21 protein-coding genes are annotated in these 23,200 nt (G+C 37.2%); 2 read left to right on the top strand and 19 right to left on the bottom strand.

The annotated features are described in order from the left end of the window. Window positions 1–2: 2 nt before the first annotated feature. The 14 genes from VPAR_RS03835 to VPAR_RS03770 all read right to left on the bottom strand — a co-directional run bounded on the left by VPAR_RS03835 (window position 3) and on the right by VPAR_RS03770 (window position 17,274). Window positions 3–1,043: a glycosyltransferase family 9 protein gene (locus tag VPAR_RS03835; protein ID WP_012864237.1), complete on the bottom strand. Its 1,041-nt coding sequence runs from the start codon at window positions 1,041–1,043 to the stop codon at window positions 3–5. Next, window positions 1,043–2,062, bottom strand: a complete 1,020-nt coding sequence (locus tag VPAR_RS03830) for a glycosyltransferase family 9 protein (RefSeq protein ID WP_012864236.1) — start codon at window positions 2,060–2,062, stop codon at window positions 1,043–1,045. The genes VPAR_RS03835 and VPAR_RS03830 overlap by 1 nt, the downstream gene beginning before the upstream one ends. A 70-nt stretch (window positions 2,063–2,132) precedes the next feature. Further along, a complete protein-coding gene (locus tag VPAR_RS03825) occupies window positions 2,133–2,627 on the bottom strand; it encodes a D-glycero-alpha-D-manno-heptose-1,7-bisphosphate 7-phosphatase (protein ID WP_012864235.1) in 495 nt (164 codons plus the stop codon). Continuing rightward, entirely contained in the window at window positions 2,627–3,592 is a 966-nt protein-coding gene (gene rfaD, locus VPAR_RS03820; protein ID WP_008713773.1) for an ADP-glyceromanno-heptose 6-epimerase, read from the bottom strand. Before rfaD ends, VPAR_RS03825 begins: the two co-directional genes overlap by 1 nt. Continuing rightward, window positions 3,589–5,067, bottom strand: coding sequence for a D-glycero-beta-D-manno-heptose-7-phosphate kinase (gene rfaE1 / locus VPAR_RS03815; protein WP_012864234.1), 1,479 nt, complete (start codon window positions 5,065–5,067; stop codon window positions 3,589–3,591). Before rfaE1 ends, rfaD begins: the two co-directional genes overlap by 4 nt. A 93-nt stretch (window positions 5,068–5,160) precedes the next feature. Next, entirely contained in the window at window positions 5,161–5,730 is a 570-nt protein-coding gene (gene gmhA / locus VPAR_RS03810) for a D-sedoheptulose 7-phosphate isomerase (RefSeq protein WP_012864233.1), read from the bottom strand. After that, window positions 5,730–6,656, bottom strand: a complete 927-nt coding sequence (locus VPAR_RS03805; RefSeq protein WP_012864232.1) for a dipeptidase — start codon at window positions 6,654–6,656, stop codon at window positions 5,730–5,732. Before VPAR_RS03805 ends, gmhA begins: the two co-directional genes overlap by 1 nt. 60 nt (window positions 6,657–6,716) lie before the next feature. Beyond that, window positions 6,717–7,208, bottom strand: a complete 492-nt coding sequence (gene nrdR, locus VPAR_RS03800) for a transcriptional regulator NrdR (RefSeq protein ID WP_004692976.1) — start codon at window positions 7,206–7,208, stop codon at window positions 6,717–6,719. Window positions 7,209–7,406: 198 nt separating this feature from the next. Next, window positions 7,407–10,853: a pyruvate carboxylase gene (locus tag VPAR_RS03795; RefSeq protein WP_012864231.1), complete on the bottom strand. Its 3,447-nt coding sequence runs from the start codon at window positions 10,851–10,853 to the stop codon at window positions 7,407–7,409. Between the two features lie 281 nt (window positions 10,854–11,134). Next, window positions 11,135–12,484 carry a M18 family aminopeptidase gene (locus VPAR_RS03790; RefSeq protein WP_012864230.1) on the bottom strand — a complete coding sequence of 450 codons (1,350 nt, stop codon included), beginning with the start codon at window positions 12,482–12,484 and terminating at the stop codon, window positions 11,135–11,137. A gap of 233 nt (window positions 12,485–12,717) precedes the next feature. Beyond that, window positions 12,718–14,118 (bottom strand): anion permease, encoded by a 1,401-nt coding sequence (locus VPAR_RS03785; protein ID WP_012864229.1) that lies wholly within the window; start codon window positions 14,116–14,118, stop codon window positions 12,718–12,720. 236 nt (window positions 14,119–14,354) lie between these two features. Continuing rightward, entirely contained in the window at window positions 14,355–15,188 is an 834-nt protein-coding gene (locus VPAR_RS03780) for an Mrp/NBP35 family ATP-binding protein (RefSeq protein WP_012864228.1), read from the bottom strand. Window positions 15,189–15,308: 120 nt separating this feature from the next. Continuing rightward, window positions 15,309–16,502, bottom strand: coding sequence for an aminotransferase-like domain-containing protein (locus tag VPAR_RS03775; RefSeq protein WP_012864227.1), 1,194 nt, complete (start codon window positions 16,500–16,502; stop codon window positions 15,309–15,311). 34 nt (window positions 16,503–16,536) lie between these two features. Then, entirely contained in the window at window positions 16,537–17,274 is a 738-nt protein-coding gene (locus VPAR_RS03770) for a TVP38/TMEM64 family protein (protein WP_012864226.1), read from the bottom strand. A gap of 246 nt (window positions 17,275–17,520) precedes the next feature. Here VPAR_RS03770 and VPAR_RS03765 point away from each other — a divergent pair, with 246 nt between their 5' ends. Beyond that, window positions 17,521–17,913 carry a thioesterase family protein gene (locus VPAR_RS03765; protein WP_012864225.1) on the top strand — a complete coding sequence of 131 codons (393 nt, stop codon included), beginning with the start codon at window positions 17,521–17,523 and terminating at the stop codon, window positions 17,911–17,913. Between the two features lie 144 nt (window positions 17,914–18,057). Here the strand turns inward: VPAR_RS03765 and VPAR_RS03760 are convergent, their stop codons facing one another. Then, window positions 18,058–19,080, bottom strand: coding sequence for a branched-chain amino acid aminotransferase (locus VPAR_RS03760; protein ID WP_012864224.1), 1,023 nt, complete (start codon window positions 19,078–19,080; stop codon window positions 18,058–18,060). Window positions 19,081–19,365: 285 nt separating this feature from the next. Between VPAR_RS03760 and VPAR_RS03755 the strand changes: the two genes are divergently transcribed. Next, window positions 19,366–20,028 (top strand): fumarylacetoacetate hydrolase family protein, encoded by a 663-nt coding sequence (locus tag VPAR_RS03755; RefSeq protein WP_004697151.1) that lies wholly within the window; start codon window positions 19,366–19,368, stop codon window positions 20,026–20,028. Window positions 20,029–20,201: 173 nt separating this feature from the next. Here VPAR_RS03755 and VPAR_RS03750 read toward each other — a convergent pair whose 3' ends face one another. From VPAR_RS03750 to VPAR_RS03735, 4 genes are all read right to left on the bottom strand, one after another. After that, window positions 20,202–20,699 carry a methylated-DNA--[protein]-cysteine S-methyltransferase gene (locus VPAR_RS03750; RefSeq protein ID WP_012864223.1) on the bottom strand — a complete coding sequence of 166 codons (498 nt, stop codon included), beginning with the start codon at window positions 20,697–20,699 and terminating at the stop codon, window positions 20,202–20,204. Next, the gene (locus tag VPAR_RS03745) at window positions 20,696–21,568 is read right to left on the bottom strand and encodes an SIR2 family NAD-dependent protein deacylase (protein ID WP_012864222.1); all 873 of its coding nucleotides are present in this window, start codon (window positions 21,566–21,568) and stop codon (window positions 20,696–20,698) included. The genes VPAR_RS03750 and VPAR_RS03745 overlap by 4 nt, the downstream gene beginning before the upstream one ends. After that, on the bottom strand, window positions 21,540–22,319 hold the full coding sequence (locus VPAR_RS03740) for a protein-ADP-ribose hydrolase (RefSeq protein ID WP_012864221.1): 780 nt from the start codon (window positions 22,317–22,319) through the stop codon (window positions 21,540–21,542). Before VPAR_RS03740 ends, VPAR_RS03745 begins: the two co-directional genes overlap by 29 nt. Window positions 22,320–22,427: 108 nt before the next feature. Continuing rightward, window positions 22,428–23,195, bottom strand: a complete 768-nt coding sequence (locus VPAR_RS03735; protein ID WP_012864220.1) for a putative quinol monooxygenase — start codon at window positions 23,193–23,195, stop codon at window positions 22,428–22,430. Window positions 23,196–23,200 lie beyond the last annotated feature (5 nt).

The following is a 23,200-nucleotide window of genomic DNA, read 5'->3' as shown; positions in this document are numbered from 1 at the left end:
GTTTATTTCGATTCTAAAAGCAATGTTTCCGCTGCTTTAATAACCTGTTCTTCAGAAATTACAGATAAACCTTTATAATTTCCTTCTTTAATAATTTTTTTCATGCTTTTACCAATCTCATAAGAATCCATCGTTTCTAAAACGATAGCATGAGCTTGATAAGGTCCATAAAAGAATGGATTTGATGGACCATACAGTGCCACAATTGGCACACCTTGACTGATTCCTACATGCATTGGTCCAGAGTCATTAGTAATTAATAGATTACAACGGTTCATAGCCGCTGCCAAAGGACCTAACTGGAATTTTCCGGTAGCCACAATAGGCTTTGTTTCCATTTGTTCTACTACGGGCTGCACCATTTCAAGGTCCATAGGTCCGCCAAAGAAAACCGTCTTATAACCTAAACGACCAAAGTAATCTGCTACATGCGCAAATCGTTCAGCTGGCCAACGTTTCTCAGGAACGGCGCTACCGATATTAAATCCAATGAGTATATCAGTATCAGTTAATCCATGACTAGAATAAAACTCTTGAGCCTGACAACGCCATTCTTCACAGATTTCAATATGTAAACCAGAGTTGGAAGTATCTGTTACACCTAATTGCTCTAGTACATTAATGTACATATCCGCAGCATGACGAGTTTTACGATCTAAGCGCGTATACTTTGTCATGAATGGTCTAAAGAGGAAATGGCTCATACCAGTTGTAATAGGTGCATGAATCTTCCAGGCTAAATATGAAGTACGCTCATTAGGATGTAAATTAATGACTATGTCAGTTTTTCCCTTAGCATTGATTTCACGAGCCACTTCATTGAGACCTGAGATGCTATTATGGCGCCCTTTTTTATCTACAACAATAAGTTCATCAATATTTGGATTATATTCCATTACTTGTTGTAATTTTTCATCTATTACATACGTAATATGACTATGAGGAGCCGCTTTGCGAAGCACTTCTAAAAACGGAGTCGTTAATATAACATCGCCTAAATGCATTAAAAAGGTTACCACAATGCGCTTATAATCTAGTTCCATTATAGTTCCTTTCCAAGTACTTGTTCATACACTGACCATACCGCGTCTACAGGAATTTGTGCCATACAATCTGGATCATCTACTAGTGGTTGCTCAGGTGTAGCCTTAGAAGTAGGTGAAATAATGAGATGTACATGACTACCACCATAAGGACCTGTACGCTTAGGTGATGTTGTACCAAACATGGCAATCAAAGGACGCTTCAAAGCATTTGCAATATGCAATGGTCCCGTATCGGCACTAATAAAAATCTGACAATGACGAATCAACTCAATGAGTTCAGGCATGGTTGTAGATCCAACTAAATTGATGAGATTCTTATGTTTTACATAATTTTCTATGAAAGCACCTTTATCTACATCATCAGGAGCACCAACAATAACAACCTTCTTACCAGATTCACATAAACGAATACAAAGTTCTCCAAAATTTAGAAGTGGCCACTCCTTAACAATCCATCGTGCCCCTGGTACAACTACAATATATTCATCATCTACACCATGGCATTTCAACTTTTGTTTTATGGATTTTTCAGCCTCAACGTAAGCTGGCATCGGAAATTCAATCTCCTCCACCTCACCACCAAGGGCGCGTACGGTATCCAGATAGCGTTCAATAACATGGTCGTATTTATGCTCACCTACTAATGCTTTATTAACAAGATTACTGCCCTCACGAAGCTCCCAGTAGCCATATTTTTCAGGGGCACCAGATAATAAAGAAACAATAGCACTTTTTGCGATGCATTGAAGGTCTAAGGTCATATCAAAATGACGACTATGTAGCTCCTTGCGCAATTGATATAAATACGTAGGCTTCTTTAGTTGTTTTTTGTCAATGATAATCACGTCATCAACCCATGGTGTACCAGGTAAGAGGCTAGCGAATTGCTCATGAATAGCCCATGTTATACGCGCATTAGGCCAATTCTTGCGCACAGCATACAAGGTAGGCAATGCGTGAATTACATCACCTAAGGAACTCATCTTGATGATGAGTATATTCTTGTAATCTTTCATAAAGCCTCCCCAAATACAACACAACAAACCCAAATATATTCTTCCGAAATAAACTAAATGGAATAAATGATTAAATTATTGTTTTAATGAAATCCAATAGATTAGAGCCTTTAAATAGATACCCCTTAATGCCAGCAGCCTCAGCTGCATCAACATCACGCTGACTATCACCGATAAGAAAACTATTTGATATATTTACATCATAATCCTTAATGGCTTGCTTAATCATGCCAGGTTTAGGCTTTCTACATTCACATTCTACTGCATAGAGAGGAACAATACCTTCTTTATGATGTGGACAGTAATAGAAATGTAAAATCGGTGCTCCACTGCGATCTAATTCATGAGCCATATAGTCATGTAAAATCTGAACATCAGATTCTTTATAATAACCACGAGCTACACCACTCTGATTTGTCACTACAATGAGATCATAGCCCTTACTATAAGCATAAGCAAGGGCCTCTTTTGCACCATCTACCCACTCTAAATCGCTGATTTTATATAGATAACTAACATCCTTGTTAATAACACCATCGCGATCTAAAAATAATACCTTGCGCATTAGCGTAAATACCCTTCGTTATTATCTAATAGTTCACAATATTCTTTAACGGCATCTTCCATTTTATGGAACCCTTTGTCATAGCCAGCGGCTAACAATTTAGTAGTATCAGCCTCTGTAAAGCTTTGGTATTTACCCTTTAACACCTCTGGGAATGGCACATATTCAATTTTGCCTTGACCATTGTAGTCGATAACAGCTTGCATGAATTGGTTAAAGCTATGAGCATTACCTGTACCACAGTTGAAAGTACCAGAGATTTCAGGATGCTCCCAGAAATAGAAGTTTACATTAACTACATCTTTTACATAGATAAAGTCACGTGTTTGACCACCATCTTCGTAGCCATCTGTACCTTCAAAGAGATTAATAATACCTGTTTCTTTATTTTTGTAGAACATTTGACGTACTAAAGAAGCCATTTTATCTTTATGGGCTTCATTAGGACCATATACATTAAAGTAACGTAGCCCAACAACTTGCGCAGTATATTCACCTTCATATTTGCGTACATAACGGTCGAATAACAATTTAGAATACGCATATGGGTTAAGCGCTTCTTCAGCTTCCGGTTTTTCTACGAAACCATTTGTACCATTACCATAGGTAGATGCAGAGGAGGCATAGATGAATGGAATGCGACGGTCTTGGCAATAATGGAATAGATTTTTAGAACCTTCATAGTTGTTCTTCATCATGTATTTGCCATTATATTCCATTGTGTCTGCACAAGCACCTTCATGAAATACGACTTCAATAGGGCCAACGTCGAATGTACCATCAGCAATAGCACAATCAAAATCATCACAATCGATGTAATCTAGAAATTCTAGATTTTGAATATTGCGAATCTTACGACCATCTGTAAGATCATCTACGATGAGAATATCTGTACGACCACGATCATTCAGTGCTTTCACAATATTACTGCCAATAAAACCAGCACCACCTGTTACGATAATCATAATTTGCCCTCCTTAGCCATAGTGGCTATTTTCCCTACAATATCTGATGTAGAGTAACCTTCTTTAAATGAAAGAACCTCTACATTGTCAACGGACTCGCGTCCAATAATATCTTCTATTTTGTAATCTCCGCCCTTAACAAGAGTATTGGGACGTAGGTACGCCAGTAATTCAGCCGGTGTATCCTCTTCAAATAGTACTACACCATCAATACATTGCAACGCACTCAACAAGGCCGCTCTATCCGCTTCACTTACGATGGGCCGTGTTTCTCCTTTTAAACGTCGAACAGATGCATCAGAATTTAATCCAATGATTAAATGATCACCTAGCTGCGCAGCTTCTTGTAAATACGTGATATGTCCACGGTGAAGAATGTCAAAACAACCATTTGTAAACACTACAGTTTCACCTTTGCTTTGCCATTGTGAAACGAGTTCTTTCATCTCTTCCTTCGTATATAATGGCTTAGATTGAATACTATGTTTATAGGAATGCCATAAGTCTAATAACTCAGAACGATGTATTGGATACGTACCAACCTTAGATACTACGATACCCGCTGCACCATTGGCGATATGTAAGGCTAAACGCATCGATAAACCACTTGCAAGACAAGTCATCATCATGGATACAACGGTATCTCCAGCACCACTCACATCGAATACCTCTTGTTGAGTAGCAGGATTATGCCATGTACGGCCATCCTTTGCAATAACCGTAATACCCTTAGCAGATCGAGTGGCCACAATATAGTCTAAATCTACAGTAGCAAGTACAGACTTAGCAGCCTCTACGATAGTAGCGTCATCATTTTCTAATGTACGGCCTACACATTCACCGAGTTCTTTCACATTCGGTGTAATACATGTCGCACCATTGTATTTAGACCAGTCTGCACCCTTAGGATCTACGATAGTTTGAACACCATATTCCTTAGCCAAACCAAAGATTGTCTTCAACAAGGTAGGTGTACAAACGCCTTTACCATAGTCAGATACGACAATACCATCTATCCCCGTTTTACATAGATTTTCCAACCAAACAGACAATTTTTGCTCTTCTTGATTTGTTAAATTTGTAATCGTTTCAAAATCAAGGCGCATCATCTGTTGACGATCACCTAATATGCGCATCTTAGTAATAGTAGAGCGGTCATCACTAGTGATTAAACCAGTCGTATCGATTTTATCAGTATCAAGTAAATGTTGTAACAAACGGCCATGATCATCATTACCTGCTAGTGCACCAAGATATACTTTACAGTCTAAATTAGACAGATTAGATGCAACATTACCAGCTCCACCAAGAACCTCTTTCATCTTGGACACGCGGTTTACAGGAACCGGTGCTTCCGGAGAAATACGACTTACATCACCAAAAACATAACGATCTACCATTACATCGCCTACAACGGCAATCTTCAAGTTTGGCAGTTGCTTTGTTAAAAACTGACTAATGGTAGTATTTATCATAATCCACCTATTCCTTATCAAAATTACATATGTTCCTAATTTAAATAAATTTTTAATTGAAACAATGTGTATCTATGAGTAAAAACCTATCGGTTAATAATCTTCTTCAATAATTTCGCACATAATGTGCCCAGCTAAGATATGCATTTCTTGAATGCGCGCTGTCACATTACTGGGAATAGCCAGCGTAATATCACATAGTTCTGCTAGTTTGCCACCGCCTTCACCGGTGAAAGCAATGGTATGCATACCGATAGAACGGGCCATTTCTACAGCTTTTACAACATTCTTGGAGTTACCAGATGTAGAAATACCGATGAGAACATCACCTGTACGGCCTAAGCCCTCTACTTGACGTGCAAAAACAGATTCAAAATCATAGTCATTCGCAATAGCTGTTAATGCAGATGTATCAGTAGTTAATGCAATGCCTGCAAGAGAGCGCCGTTCCTTTTTAAAGCGACAAATCAATTCAGCTGCTAAATGTTGAGAGTCCGCCGCAGAGCCACCATTACCACAGAACAAAATTTTATTACCATTTTCTAAAGCCGCTTTACAGCGATATCCGATTTCTTGAATGGTATCCATATGTTCCATCGTTTTACCAAACACTTCAAGATGCTCTGTAAAACGATCAGCAATGATTGGATTTAAATCAGTCATTATAAAATCTCCTTTAATAGTCTATCTGCATTTTTCCAGAATAACTTTTCACATTGTTCCACAGATAAACCTGCCTCTTTAAAAGCATCATAAAGACGACTCATTTGAGACATATCTGCAATCTCTGTGTCGGGTGGAATCCCATCGAAATCAGTTCCTAATGCCACTACATCTTCACCGCCCTTGTCGATGAGATATAGACCATGTTTAACAATATCTTCAATGCGACTAATTGGCGATGTGCCGAGAAAATTCTGTGCAAAATTAAGTCCTATAATACCTCCCTTATTAGCGATAAGTCTAATAAGATTATCTGGCAAATTTCGCGTATGAGCCCGAACTTCCCGTGCATTTGAATGAGATGCTATAAAAGGAACCTCTAGAATATCCCCTAATTGCTCTGTACCAGCATCGTTAAGATGAGAGCAATCAACAATTATCCCTAACTCTTGCATAGCTTCTACAAATTCAACACCTTTAGATGTTAATTTTTTATGTTGCTCACCACAATGTGGCTCGCCAAGTCCATTTGGATAGTTCCATGTTAGCGTTATAAGTCTGACTCCATCTTGGTAAGCTTGTTTAAGTTTATTTAAATCGCCACCTAGTACGCCACCTTCCTCAATAGACATAAGTGCCCCAATCTTACCAGTCTTGTATACAGACTCTACATCTTGATAAGAGAGCACATGTTGTATGTGCTCTCCATAGTGATGAATTTGTGATACACACAAATTACGCATCTCTTCATAGCGGCCATAAGGGTCATTCGTCTCACCCATATTAATAAAGAGTGCAAAGTCTTGTATCTTGCTATGAGCCTTTTGTAATTTTTCTATATCTATTTTCCAAGTATTACAATATAAACCACCACTATGAGGATGATCTAGCAATTGCATCATCGTATCACAATGTAAATCTATCATAAAGCCTCACACATCGCTAATTTCAAAACTATGTATAACCAATCAGTAATACAGAATCAATTATTCTTCTACGACAGGTTTGCGTTTTGGCTTTTTAGCGTCTAACTTCTTCAGAGCTTTTAACTCTTCCATAAAGCTATCAATATTATCAAACTTACGATATACACTGGCAAAACGAACATATGCAACTTGATCTATATCTTTCAATTGTTGTAACACGAGCTCACCAATGCGATCAGTTGTAACCTCTTGGTTAATTTCATTTCGAATGTCACGCTCTACATCATTAACTACTTGCTCCATCACGGACATAGGAACTGTACGCTTATCACACGAGCGCAATAACCCATTCAGGAGCTTACCGCGGTCAAATAATTCACGTCGTCCATTTTTCTTCAATACCATTAGTGGTACTTCTTCTATAATTTCATAGGTAGTAAAGCGACGGCCACAATTGATACATTCACGGCGACGGCGAATACTATTACCTTCATCAGTCGTTCTAGAGTCTGTTACCTTCGTGTCTGTGTGTTGGCAATAAGGACATCTCATCTGTTACTACTCCTTTTCTACTAATCATTCTAAAATAACGCATAATACGCCCATTTTCTCTATATTATATAGTACCATGAAACCCTTGAAAATACAAAGAATCCCTAGGATTTCCTAGGGATTCTTCCATTATTCTTCAATTTTTCATTTTATGAAATATTTGAAAAATAATATTTTTAATTTTAAATGATTGTTAGCTTATCGTTTTAAAGCATCTTCAATACGAAGCAAGCAGTCACCAGATTCGATACGGCTACCTTCACGTACAAGGATTTCTTCTACGATACCATCAATAGGAGCTGTAATTGTTGTTTCCATTTTCATCGCTTCTGTAACGATCAATGGTTCACCTTTAGTTACAGATTGACCATTCTTAATAAGGATCTTAACAACGGAACCAGACAATGTAGCACCAATTTCACCAGGGTTAGATTCATCCGCTTTGCGACGAACAACACCAGTTGTCTTAGCATGTTTATCATGAACCTTAATGCTACGAGGTTGACCATTAAACTCGAACAATACGATGCGGTTACCATCTTCATCAGGTTCAGAGAAACCATTCATCTTGATAATCAGTGTTTTACCTTTTTCAATGGTTACTTGAATTTCTTCGCCCCGTTTCATACCAAAGAAGAATGTTGGAGTATCTAATACAGATACATCGCCAAAGTCTTTTACAAATTTATTGTAATCTTGGTAAACCTTAGGATACAAGCAATATGCACTAATATCTTCATCAGTTGTTTGGGCTCCCATTTCGCTTAATTCATGACGAATATGTTCAAAATCTGTTGGAGGTAATACAGCACCAGGGCGAACTGTGATTGGGCGAGCACCTTTCAAGATGATTTTTTGTAATTTTTCAGGGAAGCCTTGATATGGAGTACCAAGACGGCCTTCAAAGAATTCAACTACGGATTGAGGGAAATCCAATACATCGCCTTTTTCGTATATATCTTTTTCAGTTAAGTTGTTTTGTACCATATACAATGTCATATCCCCTACCACTTTAGAGGATGGTGTAACTTTAATGATATCACCAAACATCATATTTACTTGGTGGTACATTTTCTTAATATCTGTCCAACGATCACCAAGCCCTACCATTTTAGCTTGTTGTTGCAAGTTAGAGTATTGTCCACCTGGCATTTCATGTTGATATACTTCAGTATTAGGATATGCTTCTGCTTTATCTACACCTTTGTAATATGGTCTGATACTACCAAAATAATGAGACATTTCTTCCATATAGTCGATGTTCATTTCTGGTTGACGTTCATGACCGGACAACGCATAGTACATGGAATTCATACTAGGTTGAGAAGTACCATTAGCAAAAGCAGAGTACGCTAAGTCGATTACATCAACACCAGCATCTACAGCGCGGCCATATGTATAGATAGAGTTACCGGAGCCTTCATGAGTATGTAAGTGAATTGGAACAGAGACAGCATCTTTCAAGGCAGATACCAAGTTATAAGAAGCTTGTGGTTTTAAAAGGCCGGCCATATCTTTAATGGCAATAATATTGGCACCAGCTTTTTCAAGCTCTTTTGCCATATTTACATAATAGTCCAAATTGTATTTTGTACGAGCACCATCAAGGATATCGCCAGTGTAGCACAATGCAACTTCAGCTATTTTATTTTGTGCACGCACTTCATCGATAGCAACATGCATATTATCGAGGCTGTTCAAGCTATCAAATACGCGGAATACATCAATACCATTAGCAGTAGCCCGTTGAATGAATTGACGAACTACGTTGTCTGGATACGATGTGTAACCTACGGCATTTGCACCACGAAGAAGCATTTGAAGCAATGTATTTGGCACTTCACGACGGAACATGCGCAAACGCTCCCACGGATCTTCATGTAAGAATCGGTATGATACGTCAAAAGTAGCACCCCCCCAACATTCTAAGGAGAATAAGTTAGGTACACCTTTTGCAGCATGACCAGCTACGCGAGCCATATCGATTGTACGAAGACGTGTAGCAAACAAGGATTGATGGGCATCACGCCAAGTGGTATCAGTGAAGAATACTTGTTTTTGTTCCGATAACCATTTACTGAATTTATCTGGTCCAAGTTCATCAAATTTTTGTTTTGTACCAGATGCTGGACTTACATCTAAAGTAGATGGCATTTGAATCGGTTCAAAGTCAGGAACCTCTTGAGCTCCTGCACCAGAATAGCCATTAATTGTAACATCAGCAATGTAACGTAATAATTTAGTACCACGGTCGCGATCTGGTTTCAATTCGAATAATTCAGGATGTTCTTCAATGAAGTTTACATTGTAAGAACCACTTTGGAATTCAGGATGTTCCAATACATTAATCAAGAAGTGAATATTTGTTTTTACACCGCGAATACGGAACTCTTTTAAGCAACGAAGCATTTTACGAATAGTTTCTTCGTTGTTAGGACCAAATGCTGTCGCTTTCACAAGCAAGGAGTCATAGTAAGGTGTTACAACGGCACCTGTAAAAGCATTACCAGAATCAAGACGGATACCAAAACCACCGGAGCTACGGTACGCTAAGATTTTACCGGTATCAGGCATAAAGTTGTTTTTAGGATCTTCTGTGGTAATACGACATTGGATAGCAGTGCCTTTACAAGGAATTTTATCCTGCTCAGGAATACCTACTTCAGGGCTATGTAAACTAAAGCCTTCAGCGATTCTAATTTGAGCATGAACAATGTCAATATCTGTAATCATTTCTGTTACAGTATGCTCTACTTGAATACGTGGATTAACTTCGATAAAGTAGAAGCTACCATCAGCAGTTACCAAAAATTCTACAGTACCTGCATTCACGTAGCCAACATTTTTCATGATTTTAACGGCAGCATCACATACAGCTTTACGAGTTTCTAATGACAACGCAAAGGCTGGCGCCATTTCAACTACTTTTTGGTGACGACGTTGAACAGAGCAATCACGTTCATGCAAATGAACTACATTGCCATGTTCGTCACCTAAGATTTGAACTTCAATATGTTTAGGCTCTACGATAAGTTTTTCTACATATACATCATCATCACCAAACGCAGCTTTCGCTTCAGATTTAGCACGATCATATGCATCTCGAAGGTCTTCTTTATGATGAACTTCACGCATACCACGACCGCCGCCGCCATTAACGGCTTTAATCATCAATGGAAAACCATGTGTATCAGCAAATTCTTCTAGTTGAGCATAATCTTTTAAAGCCCCATCAGAACCTGGGATCATCGGAATTTTTGCTAATTTAGCTTGCTCACGAGCATTTACTTTATCACCAAACATATTCAAATGCTTGATTTTAGGCCCAATAAAGATAATTCCTTCTTCTTCACAACGACGAGCAAAGCCTTCATTTTCAGATAAGAAGCCATAACCTGGATGGATAGCATCGATGTCATGTTCTTTTGCAATACGGATGATATCTTCAATATCAAGATATGCGTCAACTGGTTTTTTACCTTCCCCTACGAGATAGGCTTCATCGGCTTGGTTACGGTGCAAGGATAATGTATCCTCTTTAGAGTAAATGGCTACAGTTTTAATCCCCATTTCATTACATGCACGGAACACGCGGATCGCAATTTCTCCACGGTTGGCAACCAATACGGATTTAATTTTTCTCATGTATTGCCTCCTACTAGCTTCCACAAATGTGAACTATCAGCTTTCATTTTTATTAATATATGAATATTTCCTATACTTATAGATAAATCAATATTGCGGAAAGCCTCATCAAAATTTATGATGAGGTTTTATATTCATAATAATATATACTTATTATACAATATTTTCATTATATTTAAAGGATTATACCAATTATGAAAGTATAAAATATATTTTTTACTGTTCATTACAAAAAATCATATGTCTTTCAATAATGCACATCGAATAAATTCCATTTTATATTACTTACCACCTAGAAAATGATTCATTAATCGATTTAATTGCTCTTGATCAGCTGCCCCCATCAATTCTCTAGCTGAATGCATTGCTAATAGAGGCAATCCTACATCAATAGTACGCATTGGTAACATAGCTGATGAAATGGAACCTACTGTAGATCCACCTGGAATATCCGAACGATTTACATAAATCTGATACTGTGCATCCGCTTCTTCACAAAGGCCTTTAACGATAGCAATTGCCTTAGCATCCCCAGCGTAAGATTGGCTACATGCAATCTTAAGGGATAGCCCTTTATTAAGTACAGGAATATTCGTAATGTCATTTTTCTCTGGATAGTTTGGGTGTAATCCGTGTGCTACATCGGAGGAAATCATAAAGCCTTTAGAGATGAAGCTGTCCATCTCTTGATTAGAATATCCTAATGCGTCATACACGCGTTTAACAAGATTTGGTAATATCATACCGGCCCCACCTTGTTTCGTACGACTGCCCACCTCTTCGTTATCAAAGAGTATAGCACAGCGAACACCATTAACATTCATTTTTTTGGCTTGAATAATACCAGATAATACACTAAAGCAAGATGTTAAATTATCTAAACGAGGTGAGCTAATGAAATCACCTTCCGTACCGAGTACACAGCCTTGTTCCGTAGGATATAAAGTCATTTCATAAGATAATATTTCGGAAGGATCGCAATCTACTTCATCAGCTAAAAACTTTGTCCACTCATCGTATTGAGTATCTGATTCTGGGAATAAACTTGGATTATTTCTATTATTTAAAGGTTTTGTAGGATTATCTTCATTATTACGTTCCATCATCAATATAGGAAGCATTTCTTTTTGACGATTTAGTTTAACCCCATCATTAACAGAGCGATTCATATGAATAGCTAGGTTTGGAACAATAGCGATAGGCCGTTTTGTATCGACTAGAACAGAATCTACGTCAAAGGCATTTTTTCCTTTTAACACAACCGTACCTGCTGCACCTAATGGACGATCAAGCCATGTATTTTCTATAAGACCGCCATACATTTCTACATTTAACTTTGTGTATCCTTTCATAGAGGTTATAGGGTTTGGTTTAACACGAATAGCAGGAAAATCTGTATGAGCCGACGCAATACGTAATGTATGTTCTGGTTTCTTCCCTATATGAAAGGCAAATAAGGTGGTGCCGAACACGTTAACTACATAAGAACCAGAGTCTAACTGCCACTCATCTTCTAAACTGAGCTCTGTAAATCCTGAGTCCAATAGCATTTGTAAACTTGTATCTACTGTGTGATACGGAGATGTACAAGCGCCAATATACTTTAATAATTGTTCATTATCAAACTTCATAGGTCCCTCCTATGCACAAATCATATAAAATTTGTACAATTAGCTTGAATAATTTATTATGTATACTATTTTACAATATTTACATTAATTATCTATTAACTACTCATATTTTATCACAAAAAGCCGCCCCTATCGGGACGGCTTTTTATATACGATGTAAATGCATAGTACACTAAGTCTGATAGGTTTAAAGTACATGCATTACAATCCTATAAAATTGTCAGTACTAAATTTTACCACATACCAATCAACTTCATCCATACAGAGCCAAGACCCATGAAGATAATTAAGTTGATTACAGATGTGAAGAAACCAAGTTTCCACCATATATTTTGAGGAACATAACCAGTATTAAAGATTACTGGAGATGGACCTGCTGCATAGTGAGTCAAAGACATACACAAGTTAGATGTGAATGCAATCATCAACAATGTCAACATAGGTGGGGCACCTGCAGAAATAGCGATTGCAGAGAATGCTACGAACATCGCAGAAATATGCGCTGTTAAGGATGCAAATACATAGTGAGCATATGTATTAACAAGAACAGCTACAACAAAGGCAATTACCCAAGAGCCTTCTGGAATATAACCACCCACTTGAACTGTAGCCCATTTGATAAAGCCCAATTTGGAAAGGAATCCGGCAAAGCCCATCAATGTACCCATCCAAACCAATGTATCCCAAGCACCCTTTTCACTCTTAACATCGTCCCAAATTAGAACGCCTGTAGCAAGTAAAATAGAAATACCTAAGAATGCAACAGTTGTAGCATCAAGTTTTGTAAATTGAGACGTAGCCCACAATACTAATGCTAAAATAAATACGCCAAGCATTACCCATTCTTGGAAAGAAATCTTGCCAAGACCTTTTAACTCTTCACGAATCATTTGTTGAGCTTCACGAGCATCTCTGATTTCCGGTGGATATACTTTATAAATGAAATACGGCATAATAATCAATGCAATAATACCAGGTACGATAGCTGCCATAGCCCAGTCGCCCCATGTAATACCAATACCAAAAGATTGAAGCGCTAATGCTGCAACCAATGTATTACCAGCCATGGATGTTTGGAACATCGCAGATGTAATCGTATTTACTTGGTAAATAGATTGCATCAAGAAAGAACCAATTTTACGAGGTCCATCTTGTGGTTCAGAACCGAAAGCTTTTGCTAAGCTAGTTGTAATTGGCATGATTACACCGCCTACACGAGCTGTGTTAGATGGTGTTGCGGGAGCTAAAATCAAATCAGACAAAGCCAATGCATAGGCCAAACGCAAGGAGCTACTACCAAAAGCAGAAATCAAATTATAAGCAATACGTTTCCCCAAACCAGTTTTAATAAAGCCACGAGAGAATAAGAAAGCACCTACAATTAGCCAGATTGCAGAGTTAGCAAAACCTGAAATACCTTCACTAATCTTTAATGTGCCTGTCAATGCAGCAACAGTAATAACAACGATAGATACGCCACCAATCGGTAACGGCTGAGTAATGAAGCCTACGATAGTAGCTACAAAGATTGCAAATAAATGCCATGACTGAGGAGTTAATCCCTCTGGAGTTGGAACAAACCACAGACCTAAACCAAAGGCTGCTGGAATGATCCAGTTCAATAGTTTTTTCATACACATACGTCCTACATAGGAAAACATTAAAATTAAACCAATATATGCCAATACATCCTATAGTATCATGTTAAGAAAAATAAAAATCTATACTAACTATGTTCAGCATATCTGTAGTAAGAGAATTAAAGATATAATTCTATCTTCTTACCATAAATATAACATAATTCACCATAAAAAGATGTGATAAAAAGCTGTGCATTTATAAATACACAGCTTTCATCATCATATGAATCCTATTCAGGTAGAGATACGTCTTCTAAATTTGTTTTTTCGATAGACTCAATATTACCTTTATCGCAAAGGTTTGCAATAGTTGGGTCAATTGGTAAACGGTTTAACAATAATAAACCGTATTTTTGAAGGATTTCTTCAATATGGCTTTCACCGAAAATTTGATAATCCTTACCATTATCTGGGCAATGGAAGTAAGAGTAGTTTTCCACCACACCAATAATAGGCACTTGCATTAAATCAGCCATTTTAACGGCTTTTTCAACAATCATGGATACCAAGTCTTGAGGAGATGTAACGATAATAATACCGTCCAATTTCAAGGATTGATATACAGTGATTGCAACGTCACCTGTTCCTGGTGGCATATCAACAAATAAATAGTCGATATCTTTCCAAATAACATCTGTATAGAATTGTTTTACTACATTACCTAAAATAGGACCACGCCATAAAACAGGATCTGTATCGTTTTCCAAAAGAAGGTTAACAGACATTACGTCGATACCACCTTTGGATTTTACAGGATACATACCGATTTCGTCAGCATATGCCTTTTCCTTAATGCCAAACATCTTAGGAATAGAAGGGCCTGTAATATCCGCATCGAGGATACCTACTTTGTAACCTTTACGCGCCATTGTAATGGCCATCAAGCTAGTAACGGAGGATTTACCTACGCCACCTTTACCAGATACTACGCCAATTACATGTTTAACAGAACTAAGCTCGTGTAATTGAGCTGTAAGATCTTGAGGTTGTTGAGGCGCACCACCACCGCAACCAGAAGATTGAGATGGGCATCCGCCACAATCGCTGCTGCTACCGCAACCCATAGTAAACACCTACTTTCTTTGAGGCTATACCTCACATCTATATTAAAAACTTTTTTATATGGTAAACACAATGTATCTACGCTTACATTGTATCATGTTATATCAAAAATTATCAATATATTACTCACCACAAAATTCTTTAGTTAACCCGCCGAGAATTTCCATCCCCTTTGTAATTTCCTCTACTGTTGGCACTGTATAGCTCAAACGAAATGCATGACCTTCTCCTGCTCCATCTGCTGCAAAGGCACCACATTTAATAATCCCTACATTGCGGTCCATACAAGTTTCAAAGAATACATCACAATCTACATCCTCAGGCATCGTCATCCATGCAAACATACCACCTGTAGGCTGTGTCAATCGAACTTTAGAACTCGCATACTTATTAAAAGCATTAAGTAAAGCCTCACATTTCATTTTATACACTTTTCGTACATTTTCTAAATGAGCATCGTAGTCAATGGTATCAAGAACCTTCGCTACTACCTTTTGAGTTACTAATGGCATTTGTCCTGCCGTATTATTCTTTAATGCTTGAATAGCCTCAATTACCTTAGCAGGACCAAATAAGAAGCCTACACGCAAGCCTGCAGATAACGTTTTAGAATAAGAACCTGCATATAGAACACGGTCTTCTGTGTCGAAAGATTTGAATGTCGGAATGTATTCTCCGGCGAAACGAATTTCACCATATGGATCATCTTCATAGATAAATAAATCATATTTAGATGCAATAGCATAAATCTCCTTACGACGCTCTAAAGGCATAGATATGCCTGTTGGATTCTGGAAGTTAGGAATAAGATAAATGTATTTGCCTTTTCCAGATTGAGCCGCTTTTTCTAACTCACTTGGTATCATACCGTGTTCGTCAGTCTTTATGCCTAATGCTTTACCACCCATATTGCGTACAGAGTTAATGGCACTGGTGAAAGTAAATTCATCCATATACACTTCATCGCCTGGTTCTAATACGGTGATTGGTACAAGACCTAATAATTGACCTGCACCATTGGAGATAATGAGACCCTGTCCTTCTGGATTCATCTTATGAGTTTGTACTAAACGATCCATTGTTAATTCTGCTAAGCGTGCATCACCTTGCATTGGACCATATTGTAAAAGGCTCATAGGATTAGAATGTACAACTTCATCAAAAGCATTTTCGATGACTTCTACCGGAATCGCTTCTGGCGCAGGATTACCAATACCAAAGCTAATAAAGCCTTCCACACCTACACCACGTTCAAATACTTCACGAATAAAATTAGGACCTTTCAAGGTTACACGTTCAGGAAGAGAAAAGCTCATACTATCACCTCTTTCATATATACTAAATCTTAAATTACGCGTTGGGATCGTGCTCTTGTTCAGCATTTTTCTTGTTCATATAACGCTTGTACACTTGCCATAGAATAAAATACACTACACCAGCCACAATAACGATAATGCCTAAGCGTCCCATATTTTCTTGGAAATTTACAATATCAGTACCGATGGCAACTTCTAAAGCCGTGGATGGGAATTTACCAATCAAGTTTGCCAATATATAATCTCTAGGTTTAATTTTACTAATGGCCCCTAAGGCTGTAATAACGCCAGATGGGAAATACGGTAAGGATCGTGCAAATAACATAACCACAAAACCGTTTTTACCGGAAAAATCATCTACTTTCATCAATACCGTACTCTTAGCAATCAACTTGTCCGCTGTATCACGTAAGAAGTAACGCATAATGTAAAAGCTAATGACTACACCAATCGTCTCAGCAAGCCAAGAAATAATAATCCCAGGCCACATGCCAAATACTAAACCGTTTGCTGTAGATATGAAAATTGATGGTAAAAAGCCTACGGCGTTAACAAAAATATCGAGGACCATACTCACCAACATGGCCATAGGGCCAAAACTTTGAATATACTCCGCTACCTCTTCCATAGAGCCACTTGTTGCTAAGTGCCACATGGTCGGATAAAACGTAGGATCTACTATATTTATGACAATTAATAAAACAATAAAACCAATGCCCGCTATTAACTGTACCCAACCTTCACCAGAAGGTTTTAAATTTCTATTACTCATATATACCTCGTATTAAAAAGACTAGCTTCATTATATCACGTATTCTATAGAACAGTTATAACTAGTTACATTTCTTTAATTCTAATCTGAATAGCTTTTTTAATATATTTAAAATTGGTAACCGATATAGCTTTAGAAGCGTATACATATATCTATAAAATATGTATCATTACATTAGCATAAAAATTATCGAAAGATGTATAATACTATTATAACGAGAATTTTCTTAATGAAAGAAGGTATAATATGGTATCAGCAGGTCAAACAGCTACGGCTACTGTAACAGTTACAGAATCTAATATTGCTAAAACAATGAAATCCGGTTCTTTAGATGTCTTTGCCACACCAGCGATGTGTGCACTTATGGAGGAAGCTGCACAAGCTGCAGTACAGCCATATTTAGAGGACGGTGAAGGTACTGTAGGCATTTCCCTCTCCATTACTCACGAGGCCCCAACTCCACTTGGTGCAACAGTAACAGCAAAAGCTATTGTAAGCGCCGTAGAAGGTCGCAAAATCACATTCGATATCGAAGCTTCTGATGGCATTGGTATTATCGGTCGTGGTACACATGAACGCTTTGTCATTAACAACGAAAAATTTATAGCTAAAGTGCATAGTAGAGCAAACGCTAACTAAATATAGCTAGAATATTTATCAATCAAAATCATTAGTTTACTAATATCTTTAGCAGAATAAAAAACGGCATCTATCATACGGTAGATGCCATTTTTATATACTTTCATGTTTGCATAATTAAATCATATTTGCATAGTTAAATAATTAGCAAATTTTAACTACCCAGCCTTCAGGAGCTTCGATTTCACCATGTTGAATGCCAAGTAATGTGTCATATAATTTTTTAGTGATAGGACCCATATCATCCATGCCAGCAGGAACATTAATAGTGCCTTCTGGAGTATCGATTTGACCTACTGGAGAAATAACAGCCGCTGTACCACAAAGACCAATTTCAGCAAAGTCTTTTAATTCATCTTTATGAACAGGACGATGTTCTACAGTCATACCAAGGTAGTGTTCTGCTACATACATCAAAGAACGACGTGTAATGGATGGCAAAATACTATCAGATTTAGGTGTAACTAATTTACCATCTTTAGTAATAAAGATGAAGTTAGCACCACCAGTTTCTTCTACATGTGTACGAGTAGCCGCATCAAGATACATATTTTCTGCATAGCCTTCATTATGAGCATCAGTGATAGCATACAAACTCATAGCATAATTCAAACCAGCTTTAATATGGCCAGTACCATGAGGAGCTGCACGATCAAAATCAGTAATACGAATTTTGATTGGTTTAGCACCACCTTTAAAGTAAGGGCCTACTGGTGTTGTAAACACACGGAATTGATATTCATCAGCAGGTTTTACACCGATAACGGAGTTTGTACCCATCATGTAAGGACGAATATAAAGGCTTGCACCATGACCATATGGAGGAACAAAGTCTTTATTTGCTTTTACAACTTCTTTTACAGCTTCGAGGAAACGACCTTCAGGTAATGTAGGCATTACAAGGCGTTCACAGGATTGATTCAAACGTTCTGTATTCAAATCTGGACGGAAGCATACGATGTGACCATCTTTTGTATAGTATGCTTTCAAACCTTCAAAAACAGTTTGAGCGTATTGGAATACACCAGCACATTCATTAAGGACAACGTTAGCATCAATAATTAGACCACCTTCGTCCCATTTACCATCTTTATATGTAGTCAAATAACGGTAGTCGGTTTCTACATAACCAAAACCGAGATTATCCCAATCGATATTCTTGCTCATAACAATAACCTCCATTTATATTGATATACACTTAATCTTATCACTATCATCTTGTATTTTCAATAGATTCTATAGAGATGATAAATTATATATACAGATATAGTATCTATTAAGATATATCATCTATATATAGGTAACATATTAATAGATATGTATATTATCAAATAGGCCCCTAGCTATACTATCGTTGAATATAAAAATTGTTTTTTACAGTATAGCTACCGCCCTATTTATATTATAATAATTTCAGATATACATTATCCTATTTTACTAGAGGTCCCTATTATGAACGAAAATAAAAATTTTTTAATTCCTAATCCTAAAAGTATCATTTGTATCGGCCTTAACTACGCTGATCATATTGCTGAAACTAGTCTAGCTACACATGATTTTCCAGAAATCTTTATGAAAACATCAAATGCTCTTGCAGGTAATCATGATACAATTACTATTGAAGACGAAACTTTCCATTACGATTATGAAGGAGAATTAGTTATCATCATCGGTAAATCTGGTAAAAACATATCTCCTGAAAAGGCAATGGAACATATCTTAGGCTATACCATTGGTAACGACGTATCTGCCCGTACATTACAATTTAGAGGTTCTCAATGGATTCTTGGCAAATCGCTTGATCACTTTGCTCCTATTGGTCCTAATATTGTATCTCCTGATGATTTTGACTTTGAAAGTGCTACTATTACGACAACAGTAAATGGTGAAATACGTCAACAAGCAAAGCTAGAACAAATGATTTTTAAGCCTTATAACATTATTGCCTTCTTATCAACATATATGACACTCCAAGAAGGTGACATTATCTTTACAGGTACGCCTAGTGGTGTAGTATTAGGTAAGAACGAAAGTAAGTATTCTTGGTTAAAACCAGGAGATATTGTTACAGTTTCCATAAGTGGTATTGGTACCTTAGAAAACAAATTTATTTAAAATAAGTACATTGTTAAAGTATTGTATTTGCTCGTATTCTTATTATTACGATATCTATTTACATTACAACTAAATATATCTAAACACAAAAAAGAGATTACTTCTATGTATGTCTAACTATACATAGAAGTAATCTCTTTTATTATTATCTATGTTTTATATTTACTATTACTTTATTTATGCTCTGACTCTAGGTCTAGCATATATTTCTTGCGTTCAATGCCCCCTGCATAGCCCGTTAACTGGCCATTACTACCAATAACACGGTGACAAGGAACGATGATAGAAATTGGATTATGCCCTACAGCCCCCCCTACGGCTTGAGCAGAGAATTTCTCTTTACCTTGTTGCTGTGCAATCTGTTTACCAATATCTCCATATGTTGTAGTTTCACCATAAGGTATGGTTTGTAATATAGACCATACGGATTTACGGAACTCAGTACCTTCTAACTGGATGAGAGGTGTAATAAAGGGCTTTTTACCATTAAAGTATTGATTTAGCCACATAATTGTTACTTCAAATGGACCTGTTAGTTGCTCTATATACTCCGCATCATCATAACTAGGTGCATAAGCTTCATCAATAAAAAATAAATCTGTTAAGTATGATAATGTACCAAGCATAATCATAGTTCCTAATGGACTTTCATAGGTGTATTTATAATTCATAGTACATTAACTCCTTCTTTAGATAACAAATCATTCAATACCTTTTGTATGTCATTATTAAATAATACTGTATTTTGCTGAATATCAAATGGAATCGATTGTTTTTCAATATTAACTGGTACATATAGTGTGTCTATATTATCATGTGCCATCCGCATAAATGGATATTTGATAATCATCGGCGTATTATAGCCAACACCAAGTTCTAACAATACGGTTTTCTTATCTTTATAATTCTCTATAAAACTTGCATATCGTTTTTGAGCTGCATACCAACCTTCGTCTTGCACAAAGGCACCGTCGACACGTAAATTCATCGTCATTAGTTCGCCACATCTAGGACAGTGAGGAATTAATTCTGTGGGAATTTTCATATCCTTTTGTTCTTTCACCATACGACGCACTTGTTCTTCATTATCATAAGTCTTTTGATGACATGGCTCAGAGCATTGCCACAAGCCATAATCACCTTGCATGTAATAAAATCTATTTTTATCCACTCCAGCAAATTGCATTTGATGATCTACATTAGTGGTAATCACAAAGTAATTCTTATTTTGTAACAACTCCATCAACCGAATATAAGGTTCACCTGCTGAAATATCATAGCGATTATAGTAGATATGACGGCTCCACCATGCCCAATATTCTTCCATGCTTTCAAATGAATAGAATCCACCAGAATACATATCTGTAATACCATACTTTTTGTGAAAGTCATCAAAGTATTTATGAAAACGCTCACCACTATAGGTCAGACCCGCTGCAGTAGACATACCTGCCCCGATACCAACGAGTACCGCATCAGCAGTATTCAAAAATTCTTTTACACGTTCTATATTATCCCAATAATTTGTTGTAGATGTCATAATCTATATCCTTAAATACGTTAAATACCACTTGGATTTTACTATTTGTTTCTTTTAAATACCTACGTACCGTATCGATAGCAATTTGGGCCGCCAATTCATTAGGAAATCTAAACTCGCCTGTAGAAATGCAGCAAAATGCAATGGACTTCAAACTATAAGCATTAGCTAGCTCCAAGCAAGATCTATAGCACGATGACAATTGTTCTTTTTCTAAGTCTGTAACAGTATCATAAACAATAGGCCCTACCGTATGGATAACATGACTGGCAGGTAAATTAAAACCATAGGTCATACGAGCTACACCTGTCTTTTCAGGCATATCCATATACTCAGTCATCCTAGCACAGGCCATACGTAACTCAATACCAGCAAAAGTATGAATGGCATTATCAATACATTTGTGATTCGGTAGAAAACAACCGAGCAACTGCTCATTAGCTGCATTGACTATAGCCTTTACCGCTAGACGCGTTATATCCCCTTGCCACAAATATATCTGAGGTTCTCGCTCTTCCATATCGTTAATCGTAACGATGCCTTTTTCATGAGCCAATGTATTTAAGTATTCATCCTGTATCTTCATCCATTCCGCGGGCATGGCTCCTGCTGGACGAATATTACATAGTGCTCTAAATAGAGTAAATTGTTCTTCTTCATTTACTGGAATATCTATATGTTCGTTATATTTCTCTTTATATTCTGTTACCAATCCCTCTAAAAGATAGCGCAATCGTTCTTGTTGTGTCATATATAACTCCTAAATAGAATTAACTAGATTATAACCTATTATATAGCAAAAAACTGCTAGCACATAATATGCTAGCAGTAACTTTACTGATTAGTATTTTATCAAAGACTAAGGTCTAACAAAAGCTTGACCACCATGGTTTACGAGGATATCCCCATCTAATACTTTAGTAGTAACCCCTTGTAGACTACCTTGGATTTGGCTCATCATAAAGCGATAGCCTGGGCTGTTCAAGTGTTTAGTAAGGGCTTCCTGATTGCTATAGATCTGAATGATGTACCAGCGATTTTTTGCGTTTCTTTCACGAAGCACATAACCAGCCTTATAACCCACATCATCCCGAACGGCACGTTCCATATCGAGTTGATATTGTCGTTGTACCGTATCGATTTCATTGCTATCAACAGTAAACTCAGTTAAGGTAACTACTGCCTTACCATCATTTACAATGGATAATGCATCTTTCTTTTCAAATAAAAGTACAGACTGTACATCATACATCTTACGATTTGTTAATTTAGAACCTACTTCATTAACAAAGGCTTGATAATGGTCAGATTTGCGATGTGTCTCAATAGCAGCTAAATCTTTATAGATTTCAACTACATAAGACTCCGAAGGATTACCCTTTACATGCGCCACATTCATGGACAATGTATTAGGTTCTTTTTCCATAGATGCTGTCAGATTAGCTACACCTGCACTATTATAAGTTCCTTGTAACTCTACAGGTACTTCGAAACGATACATACCTACGCTAGGTGCTGTATCTACAGATTGATCCCGTTCCATAACAAGAGCTGCAAAAGATGTGCTTACACCTAATACGGCAATAGCAGATGTTAATACAATACGTTTTAACAAATTTTTGTTCATAAAAG

Origin of the sequence: Veillonella parvula DSM 2008 (assembly GCF_000024945.1) — a bacterium.
Classification (GTDB): domain Bacteria; phylum Bacillota; class Negativicutes; order Veillonellales; family Veillonellaceae; genus Veillonella; species Veillonella parvula.
Note: the sequence above shows the minus strand (reverse complement) of the source record. Positions and strands in the feature narration are given on the sequence as shown.